12 protein-coding genes and 1 tRNA gene are annotated in these 14,605 nt (G+C 63.1%); all 13 read left to right on the top strand.

Going from position 1 to position 14,605, the window contains the following annotated elements:
* Positions 1-141: 141 nt before the first annotated feature.
* The 13 genes from rpmG (at position 142) to fusA (ending at position 14,422) form a co-directional block, all read left to right on the top strand.
* The gene (gene rpmG, locus PLZ73_11605) at positions 142-288 is read left to right on the top strand and encodes a 50S ribosomal protein L33 (protein ID HOO78517.1); all 147 of its coding nucleotides are present in this window, start codon (positions 142-144) and stop codon (positions 286-288) included.
* Positions 289-297: 9 nt separating this feature from the next.
* Positions 298-372 (top strand) — tRNA-Trp (locus tag PLZ73_11600).
* 77 nt (positions 373-449) lie between these two features.
* On the top strand, positions 450-632 hold the full coding sequence (gene secE / locus PLZ73_11595) for a preprotein translocase subunit SecE (protein ID HOO78516.1): 183 nt from the start codon (positions 450-452) through the stop codon (positions 630-632).
* A 3-nt stretch (positions 633-635) separates the two neighbouring features.
* Positions 636-1,166 (top strand): transcription termination/antitermination protein NusG, encoded by a 531-nt coding sequence (gene nusG, locus PLZ73_11590; GenBank protein ID HOO78515.1) that lies wholly within the window; start codon positions 636-638, stop codon positions 1,164-1,166.
* Positions 1,166-1,588, top strand: coding sequence for a 50S ribosomal protein L11 (gene rplK / locus PLZ73_11585; protein ID HOO78514.1), 423 nt, complete (start codon positions 1,166-1,168; stop codon positions 1,586-1,588). Before nusG ends, rplK begins: the two co-directional genes overlap by 1 nt.
* 25 nt (positions 1,589-1,613) lie before the next feature.
* On the top strand, positions 1,614-2,312 hold the full coding sequence (rplA, locus tag PLZ73_11580) for a 50S ribosomal protein L1 (GenBank protein ID HOO78513.1): 699 nt from the start codon (positions 1,614-1,616) through the stop codon (positions 2,310-2,312).
* A gap of 16 nt (positions 2,313-2,328) precedes the next feature.
* Positions 2,329-2,853, top strand: a complete 525-nt coding sequence (rplJ, locus tag PLZ73_11575; GenBank protein HOO78512.1) for a 50S ribosomal protein L10 — start codon at positions 2,329-2,331, stop codon at positions 2,851-2,853.
* Between the two features lie 63 nt (positions 2,854-2,916).
* Positions 2,917-3,363: a 50S ribosomal protein L7/L12 gene (rplL, locus tag PLZ73_11570; protein ID HOO78511.1), complete on the top strand. Its 447-nt coding sequence runs from the start codon at positions 2,917-2,919 to the stop codon at positions 3,361-3,363.
* Between the two features lie 27 nt (positions 3,364-3,390).
* Positions 3,391-7,173, top strand: a complete 3,783-nt coding sequence (gene rpoB / locus PLZ73_11565; GenBank protein ID HOO78510.1) for a DNA-directed RNA polymerase subunit beta — start codon at positions 3,391-3,393, stop codon at positions 7,171-7,173.
* Positions 7,174-7,197: 24 nt separating this feature from the next.
* Positions 7,198-11,298 (top strand): DNA-directed RNA polymerase subunit beta', encoded by a 4,101-nt coding sequence (gene rpoC, locus PLZ73_11560; GenBank protein HOO78509.1) that lies wholly within the window; start codon positions 7,198-7,200, stop codon positions 11,296-11,298.
* A gap of 18 nt (positions 11,299-11,316) precedes the next feature.
* A complete protein-coding gene (gene rpsL, locus PLZ73_11555) occupies positions 11,317-11,712 on the top strand; it encodes a 30S ribosomal protein S12 (protein HOO78508.1) in 396 nt (131 codons plus the stop codon).
* A 40-nt stretch (positions 11,713-11,752) separates the two neighbouring features.
* Positions 11,753-12,223 (top strand): 30S ribosomal protein S7, encoded by a 471-nt coding sequence (gene rpsG / locus PLZ73_11550; protein HOO78507.1) that lies wholly within the window; start codon positions 11,753-11,755, stop codon positions 12,221-12,223.
* A gap of 135 nt (positions 12,224-12,358) precedes the next feature.
* Positions 12,359-14,422 (top strand): elongation factor G, encoded by a 2,064-nt coding sequence (fusA, locus tag PLZ73_11545; GenBank protein ID HOO78506.1) that lies wholly within the window; start codon positions 12,359-12,361, stop codon positions 14,420-14,422.
* Positions 14,423-14,605: the final 183 nt, after the last annotated feature.

Here is a 14,605-nt window from a genome sequence, read left to right as displayed (position 1 = left end):
CGAGGGCGGCCGCACGGTCGGCGCCGGCACCGTCACCGAGATCTTGGAATAAGGCCGGGTACGACCCGGACGGAAGCGAAACCATCCGGGTTTCCGGTTTCCCGGGAACCCGGATTATACATGCAGCGAGGCGGTTGAAAGATGGTACGGGAACAGGTCATTCTGGCTTGCGGCGACTGCAAGCGCAGAAACTACAGTTTTTTTCACAACAAGGCTTCCGGCAAGCTCAGCCTGAAGAAGTACTGTCGTTTTTGCCGCCGGCACACCCTCCACAAGCAGACGAAGTGATCGACGCTTAGGCCAGTAGCTCAATTTGGTTAGAGCACCGGTCTCCAAAACCGGGGGTTGGGGGTTCGAGTCCCTCCTGGCCTGTGACGCGGGGACGCCGCCCCGGCCCCGGCCGGAGGGAGCGCCGCGGCGAGCAAACGAGGGAAGAGAGCGGAAGAAGAGTGAACAAACTGATCGGATTCATAAAGGAAGCCCGGGAGGAACTGAAGCGGGTCAACTGGCCCACCCGGCAGGAACTGGTGGAATCGACCAAGGTGGTCATCGTCGCCAGCATCCTGCTCGCGGTTTTCATCGGGGTTCTCGATTTCATTCTGACCAAGGCAATCAAACTGTTTATAGGTTAAGACATGGCCCAGCAATGGTATGTAGTCCACACCCTCTCCGGCCAGGAGCAGAAGGTCCGGGAATCCCTGCTCGGCCGGCTCAAACTGGAAAACATGGAGTCGGTGATCTCCGAGGTCCTCATCCCCTCCGAGAAGGTTTCGGAAGTCAGGTCGGGGAAGAAGATCATCACGTCCAGAAAATTTTTCCCGGGCTATGTCTTCGTGCGCATGGAATTCACCGACGAAGCCTATTACTTCATCAACGAGACTCCCGGCGTGATCGGTTTCGTGGGGGCGAGCGTTCCTCCCCGGCCCCTTCAGGACGAGGAGATCGCGGCGATTCTCGGGCAGATCGAGGAGAAGAAGGAAAAGGTCAAGCCCAAGGTGCTCTACATCGTCGGCGAAGCGGTGAAGGTGATAGACGGTCCGTTCGGAAACATGACCGGGATCGTCGAAACGGTCGATCCCGACCGGGGGAAGCTGGTGGTTCGCGTGGCTATCTTCGGGAGGGAAACCCCGGTTGAACTTGAATACTGGCAGGTGGAGAAAAACTGATGGCGAAGCAGGTTACCGGAATCATCAAGCTACAGATCGCGGCCGGCCAGGCCAACCCGGCCCCCCCCGTGGGCCCGGCGCTGGGCGCCGCCGGGGTCAATATCATGGAGTTCTGCAACCAGTTCAACGCGGCGACCAAGGAGAAGGCGGGCTACAAGGTGCCGGTGGTGATCACCGTCTACAAGGACCGCAGTTTCACCTTCGTGACCAAGACGCCGCCCGCCACCGACCTGCTCAAGAAAGCGGCGGGAATCGCCGTGGGGTCCCCGACCCCCAACCGGGAAAAGGTGGGGAAGGTGACCCGGGCCCAGGTGCTGGAGATCGCCAAGGCCAAACTTCCGGATTTAAACACCAACTCCGTGGAGGAGGGAGCCAGGATCGTCGAAGGCACCGCGCGGAGCATGGGGATCGAGATCGAATGACACTCAGCGAATCGGGATACGGACTATGAGTAAAAAAGGGAAAAAATACCGCGCCGCCCGGGAAGGGGTCGATCCTTCGCGCCTCTACGCGCTCCCGGAAGCGGTCGGCACGCTTAAAAAAATGGTTTTCGCGCGTTTCAACGAAACCGTGGAGTTCGTCATCCGTCTGGGGATCGACCCCCGTCACTCGGACCAGATGGTCCGGGGAACGGTTTCCCTGCCGCACGGGACCGGCAAGACCGTCCGGGTACTGGTCTTCTGTCCCCCCGACCAGGTGGACGCCGCCCAGGCCGCCGGCGCCGATTTCGCCGGAGGCGAGGACCTGGTGGAAAAGATCAAGGGGGGATGGCTGGAGTTCGACGTGGCCGTCGCCCACAAGAGCATGATGCGGGACATCAGCTCCCTGGGAAAGGTCCTGGGCCCCCGCGGGCTCATGCCCAGTCCCAAGGCCGGAACCGTCACCGAGGACGTGGTTTCGGCGATCGGCGAGGTCAAGGCCGGCCGGATCGAATTCAAAACCGACAAGAACGGGAACGTCCAGGTCGCGGTGGGGAAGGTCTCCTTCTCCGAGGAAAACCTGGTGGAGAACGTCCAGGCCGTGATCCAGGAGATCGTCCGGCTCCGCCCGCCCTCGGCCAAGGGGCGGTACATCAAGAAAGCTTTTATCTGTTCGACCATGAGCCCGGCGGTGCAGCTCGACACCAGCCTTTTCGCCGGCGCCTGAGCGAGAGGAGGAGACGGTGAGACCCGAAAAACAGTGGATTCATGCCGAATACGTCGCCCGCCTGGAATCGTCGCGTTCGGTGGCGGTCGCCGAATATTCCGGACTTTCCGCGGACGCCATCAACGACCTGCGCCGGGAACTGGAGAAGCTGGAAGCCGACGTGATGGTGGTGAAAAACCGCCTTTTCCGCCGCGCCCTGGCCGACACCCGCTTCCAGCCCCTGGGGGAATACTGCTCCCGGCAGACCGCGGTGGTGTTCGGGGGGGACGACATCCCCGGAATCGTCAAGTTTCTCATCAACTATTCCGCCGAGGCCGGGTCGCCCAAGGTGTCCGCGGCCATGTGGGGGGAGGACCTCTTTACCGAGGGAGCCGTCCGGCGTCTCTCGGAGCTGCCCGGCCGCGACGAGCTGCTGGGCCGCGTGGTCGGGGGGGTTCAGGCCCCGCTGGCCGGTTTCGTGGGGGTGCTCAACCGGCTTCTGAGCGGCCTGGCCGTGGCGCTTCAGGGGATAGCCGACAAAAAATCGGGGGCCGCGGGCTGACCGCGCCGCCGTTGCTCATCGCCGAAAACGAAAGAATTCCACCAGTAAAAGGAGGAAAAGAAAATGTCAGAGGAAGTCAAGACCCAGGAAGTTCGGTCGGAAGATTCCGCCGCCGAGGCCAAGGTCAGCCCCAAGCTGGCCGGGATCATCGATCAGATCGGGAACCTGACCGTGGTCGAGTTGGCCGACCTGGTCAAGGCTCTTGAGGACAAGTTCGGGGTCAGCGCCGCCGCTCCGGTGGCGTTCGCCGCCGTTCCCGGCGCCGCCGGCGCCGCCGGCGCCGCCGCCGAAGAGGAGCAGACCGAATTCAGCGTGGTTCTGACCAGCGTCGGAGCCAAGAAGATCCAGGTCATCAAGGAAATCCGCTCCGTCACCGATCTCGGCCTCAAGGAAGCCAAGGAGCTGGTCGAGTCGGCCCCCGCCGTGGTCAAGGAGAACGTCAGCAAAGAGGACGCCGAAGCCATCAAGAAAAAACTGGAAGAGGCCGGAGCCGCAGCGGAGTTGAAGTAAACCGGCTTAACCAGCGAGGTGAAAGAATTGATTTCCAAGGCGGAACTGGGCCAGCGGATAGATTATTCCCGCATCTCCGAGAAAGTGGAGATGCCCGATCTCCTGGATATCCAGCGAGTATCGTATAAGGAATTTCTTCAGGAGGATACTCTTCCGGAAAAGCGGAAAAACCAGGGACTGCAGGAGGTGTTTCAGGAAGTATTCCCGATTCAGAGCTACGACGGAAACACCACCCTGGAGTTCATCAGCTACAGCCTCGGCACCCCCCGCTACAACATGGAGGAGTGCCAGCGCCGGAGCATGACCTATGCCGTGCCCCTCAAGGTCAGGCTGCGCCTGACCTCGGGTGGGACGACCAAGGAAGACACCGTCTTCATGGGGAACGTTCCCAAGATGACCCCGCAGGGTTCATTCATCATCAACGGGGCCGAGCGGGTCATCGTCAGCCAGCTTCACCGCACCCCCGGAATCTGTTTCGAGGAAGTGAAACGCCCCGGCGTCGGCCAGGGAGTCCTCTACATGTTCCGGATCATCCCCTCCCGGGGGTCGTGGCTGGAGGCGGAATTCCGCCCCAACGGAGTGATCTACATCTTCCTGGACAAGAAGCGCAACCGCCGCAAGTTCCTGGCCACCACCCTGCTGAGGGCCCTGGGCTACGGTTCCGACCGCAAGATCATCGATCTCTTCTGCAAGGTCGAGGAACTCTCCCCCTCCAACCGGGACGAGTCCAGATCCCTGCTCGGCCGCTACCTGAGCGCCCCGGTGCTGGACGAGAAGAATACGATCCTCTACCCGGCATATACCAAGGTGGACAAGGATATCCTGGAGACTCTGCGCAAGGGGCGCTGGGAACGATCGATCGAGGTCTTCATCCCCTCTCCCGCGGTCGAATCGCTGGTGGCCATGTTCAAGGAGGACCCCACCGACAGCCAGGAGACCGCCCTGCGGTACATCTATAAGCGCCTTCGCCCCGGCGATCCCCCCACCGACAAGAAGGCCATCGACCTGATCGAACGGCGTTTCTTCGACCGTCGCCGTTTCGACCTGGGGAGGGTGGGGCGTTACAAGCTCAACCAGAAGCTCGAACTGTCGGTCGACCGCAAGGAGCTCGACCATGTCTCCCTGCGCAAGAAGGACATCGTCGAAGCCATCCGCTACCTCATGCGCCTCAACGCCGGCCTGCCCGACAACGCCATCGACGACATCGATCACCTGGGCATGCGCCGGGTGGCCATGGTCGGAGAGCTCCTCCAGGACCAGTGCCGCAGCGGCCTGGCCCGTTTGGAGCGGATGGTCAAGGACAAGATGAACGTGTACGAGAGCAGCGCCGAGACCCTGACTCCGCATAAGCTGGTCAACCCCAAGGCCATATCCAGCGTCCTGCGGGAGTTTTTCGGACGTTCCCAGCTCTCCCAGTTCATGGACCAGACCAACCCCCTGGCGGAGCTGACCCATAAGCGCCGGCTGACCGCGCTCGGTCCCGGGGGGCTCTCCCGGAAACGGGCCGGATTCGAAGTCCGGGACGTTCACTCCAGCCACTACGGCCGTATCTGCCCCATCGAGACCCCGGAAGGCCCCAACATCGGCCTGATCTCCAGCCTCTCCACCTTCGCCCGGGTCAACGACCTCGGTTTCATCGAAACCCCGTACCGCCGGTCGGTCAACGGCCGTTTTCTCCCCCTGGAAACCAAAAACGACATCAAGGAGAACGTGGCCTGGCTGACCGCCGACGACGAGGAGAAGTACATCATCGCCCAGGCCAACGTCCGGGTGGACGCCTCCGGGCGCATGCTCGACGAGCTGGTCCAGGCCCGGTTCCGCGGCGAGTTCACCATGGCCCCGCGCAAGGAAGTCCAGTTCGTGGACGTTTCGCCCAAGCAGTTGGTGAGCGTGGCCGCCAGCCTCATCCCCTTCCTCGAACACGACGACGCCAACCGCGCCCTGATGGGATCGAACATGCAGCGCCAGGCGGTGCCCCTCCTGAAGACGGAGGCTCCGATCGTGGCCACCGGCCTGGAAGGGAAGACCGCGGTCGATTCGCGCGTCATCGTCGCCGCCGAGGAGGGCGGCGTGGTGGAATCCGCCACCGCCGACGGCGTCGTCATCAACGGCGTCCGGCACGAGCTGCGCAAGTTCGCCCGCACCAACGCCGGCACCTGCAACAACCAGAAGCCGATCGTGAGCAAGGGACAGCGTGTCCGCAAGGGAGACGTCATCGCCGACGGCCCCGCCACCTGTGGGGGCGAGCTGGCCCTGGGGCGCAACGTCCTCGCCTGCTTCATGCCCTGGCGCGGGTACAACTTCGAGGACGCGATCGTGATCAGCGAACGCCTGGTGCGCGAGGATGTCTACACCTCGATCCACATCGAGAAATACGAGATCGGGGCCCGGGACACCAAGCTCGGCCGCGAAGAGATCACCGCCGACATCCCCGGGGTGAGCGAGGAAAACCTGCGCCACCTGGACGAGGAAGGCGTGATCCGGATCGGTGCCGAAGTCCGCCCCGGCGACATCCTGGTGGGGAAGGTCACCCCCAAGGGCGAGACCGAACTCCTGCCCGAGGAACGGTTGCTGCGGGCAATCTTCGGCGAGAAGGCCGCCGACGTCAAGAACACCTCCCTGGAAGTTCCCTCGGGGGTCGAGGGGATCGTCATGGACGTCAAGGTCTTTTCCCGGCGCGACAAGGACGGCGACGTTTCCGCCCAGCGGGACAAGGCCCGGATCAAGGAGATCAACCAGCAGTATAAGCAGGACGTGGCTCGGACCCGCCAGGAGCGCCAGGAAAAGCTGACCGAACTGCTCTACGGCAAGAAACTCAAGGGGTCGGTCCAGCTCGGCGATACCGCCGAGGTCATCATTCCCGGGGGCAAAAAGGTCTCCAAGGCCATGATCCAGCAGTTGGAGCCGTTGGATTACGACGAACTTCAGATCGACGGCGACGACGAGACCACCGACGCCTTCCGTCGGATCATGGTCGAATACGGCGTCCGGCTGGAGGAGCTGGACCTGCACCGCAACCAGGAGCTGGAAGAGATCAGAGTCGGCGACGAACTCGAACCCGGCGTGATCAAGAAGGTCCAGGTCTACATCGCCACCAAGCGCAAGCTCCAGGTGGGCGACAAGATGGCCGGCCGCCACGGCAACAAGGGAGTGATCGCCAAGATCCTCCCGGTCGAGGACATGCCTTTCCTCGAGGACGGCACCCCGGTGGATATCGTCCTCAACCCGCTGGGGGTTCCCAGCCGCATGAACGTCGGCCAGGTGCTCGAAACCCACCTGGGGTGGGCCGGCAAGCTCCTGGGTCTGAAGTTCAGCACCCCGGTCTTCGACGGCATCAAGGAAGAGACCATCCGGGAACAGCTCGTCAAAGCCGGGCTCCCCCAGACCGGGAAGGTTACCCTTTACGACGGCCGCACCGGCGAGCCGTTCGGGGGCAAGGTCGTGGTCGGCTATATCTACATGATGAAGCTTCACCACCTGGTCGCCGAAAAGACCCACGCCCGCGCCACCGGGCCCTACTCCCTGGTGACCCAGCAACCCCTGGGCGGAAAAGCCCAGAAGGGGGGGCAGCGCTTCGGGGAGATGGAAGTCTGGGCGCTGGAAGCGTACGGGGCGGCCTACGCCCTCCAGGAGATGCTCACCGTCAAGAGCGACGACATCGAGGGGAGGAAACGGATCTACGAGTCCATCGTCAAGGGGAGCAACACCCTCGAAGCCGGGACTCCGGAGTCGTTCAATGTTCTGGTCAAGGAACTCCGCAGCCTGGCCCTCGATATTCGCATGGAGAAGTCCACGGCGGCCCGGCTCTGAGGCCGCATTCGGAGGTATAAGTTCATGGATGAAAAGGTAGCGACCCTTTTCGGGATCGACAGCGACGTCTCGTTCGATCAGGTTTGTATTCAGATCGCCTCCCCCGAGGAGATCCGTTCCTGGTCGAACGGGGAGGTCAAAACCCCGGAAACCATCAACTACCGGACGTTCAAGCCCGAAAAAGACGGCCTTTTCTGCGAACGGATTTTCGGGCCCACCAAGAAACTGGAGTGCGCCTGCGGGAAGTATAAGCAGAAGAAGCACCAGGGCGTGATCTGCGACCGGTGCGGGGTCGAAGTCACCGATCCCCGCGTGCGCCGCGAGCGCATGGGCCTGATCGATCTCGCGGTACCGGTCTCTCACATCTGGTTCCTGAAAACCACGCCCAGCCGGATCGGGAGCGTTCTCGACCTCACCACCCGGGCCCTGGAGCGGGTCATCTACTACGAGGATTACATCGTCGTCGACCCGGGGAACACCCCCCTGACCGCCAAGCAGCTTCTCAGCGAAGAGGAGCACCAGGAAGCCGTCCGGGAATACGGCGAAGACGCTTTCCTGGCCCTGATGGGGGCCGAAGCCGTCAAGGAGCTGCTCAAGCGCGAGGACCTCGACGCCCTCGCCATCGCCATCAAGGAGAAGATCGACGCCACCTCCTCGGTGCAGACGATCAAACGCCTGGCCCGGCGGCTGCGCATCGTCGAGAACTTCCGGAAATCGGGCGGCCGGCCGGAGTGGATGATCCTCGAGGTCATCCCGGTCATCCCCCCCGACCTCCGCCCGCTCGTTCCCCTGGAAGGAGGGCGGTTCGCCACCTCCGACCTCAACGACCTCTACCGCCGGGTCATCAACCGCAACAACCGGCTCAAGAACATTCTCCAGCTCAAGACCCCCGAGGTCATCATCCGCAACGAGAAGCGTATGCTCCAGGAGGCGGTCGACGCCCTCTTCGACAACGGCAAGCAGGGGCGCCCGGTCGTCGGCGCCAACGGCCGCGCCCTCAAGAGCCTCTCCGACAACCTCCGGGGGAAGCAGGGCCGTTTCCGGCAGAACCTCCTGGGCAAGCGGGTCGATTACTCGGGCCGCTCGGTCATCGTCATCGGCCCGGAGCTGAAGCTCAATCAGTGCGGGCTGCCCAAGAAAATGGCGCTCAACCTCTTCGAGCCCTTCATCATCCACCGCCTCCAGGAACTGGGGTACGTCCACACCATCCGCAGCGCCAAGAAACTGATCGAGCGCAAGACCAAGGAAGTATGGGACGTCCTCGACGAGGTGATCAAGGACCACCCGGTGCTGCTCAACCGCGCGCCCACGCTCCACCGCCTGGGAATCCAGGCTTTCGATCCCATCCTGGTGGAAGGCGACGCCATCCGGGTCCACCCTCTGGTCTGCACGGCCTTCAACGCCGACTTCGACGGCGACCAGATGGCGGTCCACGTCCCGCTTTCCAACGAGGCCCAGCTCGAGGCCCGGATCCTCATGTACGCGCCCAACAACATCTTTTCTCCCGCCAGCGGGGAGCCGATCGCCAACCCCACCCAGGACATCGCCATCGGCTGTTACTACCTGACGCGGATGGCCAAATCCGATTCCGAACAGGTCATGGCCTTCTCCGACCAGGACGAGGCCATGCTGGCCTTCTCCGAGAACTACATCCGGCTGCACGACAAGATCAAGGTCAGGATCGGCGGCGAGATCCTCGAGACCACCACCGGCCGGTTGATCTTCAACCAGATCTTCCCCGCCGAAATCGGTTTCATCAACGAACAGGTCGACAAGAAGCGTCTGAGCCAGGTCATCTCCGACTGCCATACGCTCCTGGGGCACGAGACGACGGTGAAGATCCTCGACGATCTCAAGGCCCTGGGGTTCGAGAGTTCGACCTGGTCCGGAGTTTCCCTGGGCATGGTCGACATGGTCATACCCCCCGAGAAGGACGAGATCATCCGCCAGGCCCTCAACGAGGTCGCCCGGGTCAACCGGCAGCACGAGAAGGAACGCAGCATCACCGCCCGGGAACGCTACAACAAGGTCCTGGATATCTGGACCCACGCCGCCAACGACATCAAAGAACTGGTTTTCCGCGGTCTGGAGGTGGCGGGGGACGACCCCGGCCTCAACCCTCTCTTCATGATGGTCGATTCCGGCGCGCGCGGGAGCCAGGACCAGGTTCAACAGCTCGCGGGCATGCGCGGCCTCATGGCCAAACCCTCGGGAGAGGTGATCGAGAACCCGATCACCGCCAACTTCCGGGAAGGGCTGAGCGTGCTCCAGTACTTCATCTCCACGCACGGCGCCCGCAAGGGCTTGGCCGACACGGCGCTCAAAACCGCCGATTCCGGGTACCTCACCCGGCGCCTGGTGGACGTGGCCCAGGACATGATCATCACCACCGACGATTGCGGCACCATCAAGGGCCGGACGGTCCGGGAACTGGTCGACAACAAGGGCGAAGTCGCCATCTCCCTGGGCGAGCGCCTGGTCGGCCGTTTTTCCCTGGAGACCATCAAGGACCGTTTGACCGGCGAGGTCGTGGTCGGGGCCGGAGAGGAGATCACCGAGGAGATCGCCGCCGAGATCGAACGCCTGGGACTGACCGAGGTCCGGATCCGCTCGGTCCTGACCTGCGAAGCCGAAAACGGGGTCTGCACCAAATGCTACGGCCGCAACCTGGCGGTCCAGCAGCCGGCTCTGCTCGGGGACGCGGTCGGGATCATCGCCGCCCAGTCGATCGGCGAGCCCGGCACCCAGCTGACGATGCGGACGTTCCATATCGGCGGTACCGCCAGCCTCTTCGCCCGCCGCCCCGAAATCATCTCCAAGTACAACGCCGTCATCCAGTACGACCCTTCCAAGTGCGTCGAAGTCGAGGGGGGGAATTTCAAGGTTCTGCAGAAAGGCGAGGAGCTGATCTTTTTCGAGTCCGACAAGCCCAATTCCCGAGAGCTCGACCGGTACAAGCTCGAGATCGGGACCGTGATCCGCTTCCCCTCGGGGGGGCAGGTGAAGAAGAAGGACCTGGTGGCGGAGTGGGATCCGTACAACACCCCCATCCTCACCGACAAGGAAGGAGAGGTGCTCTTCATCGATATCGTCGAGGGCGAGACGCTCGAGGTCAAGAAGGGGGCGGACGGAAAGGTCATGGAACGGGTGATCGTCAGCCCGGTGGGGCAGGAGAAACACCCCCAGATCGCCATTCGCGACGCCCGGACCCGCTCCGTTCTCGGCTACATCTCCATTCCCACCGGGGCCGTGGTCGACGTCGAGGACGGACAGGCGGTCAAGGCCGGCGATCGGCTGGCCCGCACCCCGCGGAAGATGTCCCAGACCAAGGATATCACCGGCGGTCTGCCCCGGGTGGCCGAACTCTTCGAAGCCCGGCGCCCCAAGGACGCCGCCGAAATCGCCCGGATCAGCGGATTGGTCGAGTTCAAGCGGGAGGAAGCCGACGAGAAAGCCGAACGCAAAGGCAAGCGCCGGCTGATCGTCAAGGACCCCGCCACCGGCACCGAGGAAGAACATCTGATCCCGATGGGCAAGCACATCATCGTGCGCAGCGGCGACTGGGTGGAGAAGGGGCAGCAGCTCACCGAGGGCCCGATCGTCCTCCACGAACTTCTCGACGTCTGCGGCATGGAAGCCCTCCAGGAATACCTGGTCAACCAGGTCCAGGAGGTTTACCGGGCACAGAGCGTCAAGATCAACGACAAGCACATCGAGGTCATCGTCAGCCAGATGCTGGGGAAAGTCAGGGTCGTCGACCCCGGCGATACCGTCTTCCTCTTCGACGAACAGGTCGACCGGTTCACCTTCCTCAAGGAGAACCGGCGGGTGCGGGAGTCGGGAGGGCGCCCGGCCAAATCGAAGAACCTGCTCCTGGGCATCACCAAGGCGTCCCTGGCCACGGAAAGTTTCATTTCGGCCGCCTCTTTCCAGGAGACGACCCGGATTCTCACCGACGCCGCCGCCAGCGGGAAGGTTGACTATCTCAAGGGCTTCAAGGAAAATGTCATAATGGGTCACCTGATCCCGGCCGGAACCGGCTTCCCCGCTCTCAAGAGCACGCGGGTATCGGTCATCGGCGAGGAGAAGAAACCCGAGATACCCGAAGAATTGATGGACAGTTAAAGCAAGGGAGCCGTTACCATGCCCACGATCAATCAGCTGATACGCAACGGGAGAAAGAAGATCTCCAAGAAGAAAAAGGCGCCCGCCCTGCACGCCTGCCCGCAGCGGCGCGGAGTCTGTCTCCAGGTCAAGACGGCCACGCCCAAAAAACCCAATTCGGCCCTGCGCAAGATCGCCAGGGTCCGGTTGACCAACAACCAGGAAGTGACCGCCTACATCCCCGGCGTGGGTCATAACCTCCAGGAGCACTCGATCGTCCTGGTCCGGGGCGGCAGAGTCAAGGACCTGCCCGGGGTCCGCTACCATATCGTCCGCGGGGCCCTGGACTGCATGGGAGTGGAGACCGACAAGGAAGGCAACCCGCGCCGGCAGGGCCGATCCCTCTACGGCGTCAAGAAACCCAAGGACAAATAGGGGGCGGGCGTAATCCGACCTTCCAGAAGGAGTTGAATCGATGGGGCGCAAGAAGAAGTCCGAGAACCGCACCAAGGTGCCCGATGCCCGCTACCAGAGCGAATTGGTCACCCGTTTCATCAATAACATCATGCACGACGGCAAGAAGAGCCTGGCCGAGCGCACGTTCTACGAAGCCATGGACATCGTTCAGGAGAAGACCGGCAAGGATCCGATGGAGGTCTTTTCCAAGGCCATGGACAACGTCAAACCCTACCTTGAAGTCAAATCGCGCCGGGTGGGCGGCGCCACGTACCAGGTCCCGGTGGAAGTTTCCAACGACCGTCGGGTGGCCCTGGCCATCCGCTGGATCATCGGTTTCGCCCGAGCCCGCAAGGGCATGCCCTTCAACCAGCGCCTGGCCGGCGAGCTGATCGACGCCTACGAGAACCAGGGCGCGGCGGTCAAGAAAAAGCAGAACACCCACAAGATGGCCGAGGCCAACAAGGCCTTCGCCCACTACCGCTGGTAGCGTTTTTCTCCCCCCGGGGGCGTCGCCGCGGAGAAACGGCCTCCCCCGCGGGATCCGGGGCGCCGGGGGTTCTCCCCCCTCCGTTCCGAGAAGAGGGATGGGGGGCGTAGCCCCCCTGCGAATCGGAGCAACGGAATGCAGGCGATATCCCTGAAAAAAATCCGCAACATCGGGATCATGGCCCACATCGACGCGGGCAAGACCACTAGCACCGAACGGATGCTCTTCTACACCGGCAAGGTGTACCGGATCGGCGAAGTGGACGAGGGAACCGCCACCATGGACTGGATGGAGCAGGAGCAGGAGCGCGGGATAACCATAACTTCGGCCGCGACCTCCTGTCTCTGGAAAGACCACCGGATCAATATCATCGATACCCCGGGGCACGTCGATTTCACCGCCGAGGTGGAGCGTTCGCTCCGGGTCCTGGACGGGGCCGTCGCCGTCTTCTGCGCGGTGGGCGGGGTCGAGCCCCAGTCGGAGACGGTCTGGCTGCAGGCCGACCGCTACAAGGTGCCGCGCATCGCCTTCGTCAACAAGCTCGACCGCTCCGGAGCCGATTTTTTCCAGACCCTGGAGGAGATGCGCCGCAAGCTGGGCGCCCCCGCCGTCGCCTACCAGATCCCCTGGGGCTTGGAGAGCGGGCTCAAGGGCGTGATCGACCTGGTCCTGGACAAGGCCGTCGTCTTCGACCCCTCCACCCAGGGCGTCGAATACGGGGAGATCCCCGTGCCCGAGGAGATGAGGAAAGAAGCCGCCCGCTGGCGCGAAAGCCTGATCGAAGCCCTCTCCGAATTCGACGAGTCTCTTCTCGGCGAATACCTGGACGGCGCGACCGTGGGCGCCAAGCGCATCCGCGAACTGACCCGGCAGGCAGTGATCGCCAACCGCCTGGTCCCGGTTCTGTGCGGCTCGGCTTTGAAGAACATCGGCATCCAGCCGCTCCTGGACGCGGTCGTCGGCTATCTTCCTTCTCCGTTGGACGTTCCCCCGGTCCGGGTCTTTACCCAGGACGGGGAGGAGGAGACCCGCCCGTCCGATCCCGCCGGCCCCCTCACCGCCCTGGTTTTCAAGATCGTGAGCGACGAACATTGCGGGAAGCTCGCCTACCTGCGCCTTTACGCCGGGAAGCTGAAGAAGGGGCAGTCCGTCCTCAACGCCACCACCCGCAAAAAATCGCGCGTCACCCGCATCCTGGAAATGCACGCCAACCGCCGCCAGGAACGGCAGGAGATCGCGGCCGGGGAGATCGCGGCGGTGGTGGGGCTGGATCAGGCCACCACCGGCGACACCATCACCGACCCCTCCCGGGCGGTCATGCTCGAACGGATGCAGTTCGCCGAACCGGTCATCTCCATGGCGGTGGAACCCCGCAGCCCCGCCGAAGCCGATCGGCTCCGGGAGGCTATGATCAAGCTCACCGAGGAGGATCCGACGTTCCGCGTAAACCACAACGAGGACACCGGGCAGACGATCGTTTCGGGGATGGGGGAGCTGCATCTGCAGATCGTGGTCGACCGGCTTCAGCGTGAATTCCGGGTCCACGCCCGCCTGGGGAAACCCAGCGTGGCCTACCGGGAGACGATCGAGGAACGCAAGGTCGGCGAAGGCAAGTTCATCCGGCAGAGCGGGGGCAGGAGCCACTACGGACATGTCGTGCTCACGGTCGAGCCCGGCCCGCGCGGTTCCGGTTTCGAGCTGCTGGAACAGGTGAAGGCCGAGGAGATTCCCCGCGAGTATCTGCCCGCGGTCCGCCAGGGGGTGGGGGATTCGGCCAAGACCGGCTACCTGGGCGGCTATCCGCTCACCGATATCCTGGTCACCGTGACCGGCGGGAGTTTCCATGAAACCGACTCTTCCGAGGCCGCGTTTACGGCCGCGGCTTCCCTGGCTTTCCGGGAAGCGGTGCGCAAGGCCGGCCCCGTGCTCCTGGAGCCCATCATGGAGCTGCAGGTTTTCGCGCCTCCGGAGTTCATGGGGGCGATCATCTCCGACCTCAACGCCCGCCGGGGCAAGGTCCGCGAGACCGAGAAGAAACCGGGCCGGGTGATCGTTCGGGCCCTGGTCCCCCTGGCCGAGCTTTTCGGATACGCCACCGCCCTGCGCTCCCTGACCCAGGGCCGCGCGGTTTATTCCCTCGAACCATCGAGTTTCGAAGTCGCCGATCCCGCCGTCGCCGCTCGGATGACCGGCGGCTGACGCCCGCGTCCGCCGGAGTTTTTTGTCGTTTCCGCTAAATTTTTCTTTTCCGCCGACGCCCGATTCAAGTATAGTACCTCGCTTGTAAATTGAACCTGAACAACCGGCCCGCAGAGCTGAACCGGAGGGGAAGATCATGGCCAAGGAAAAATTCGAGAGGACAAAGCCGCACGTGAACATCGG

This window comes from bacterium, from assembly GCA_035380285.1.
GTDB lineage: Bacteria > Auribacterota > Erginobacteria > Erginobacterales > DAOSXE01 > DAOSXE01.
Note: the sequence above shows the minus strand (reverse complement) of the source record. Positions and strands in the feature narration are given on the sequence as shown.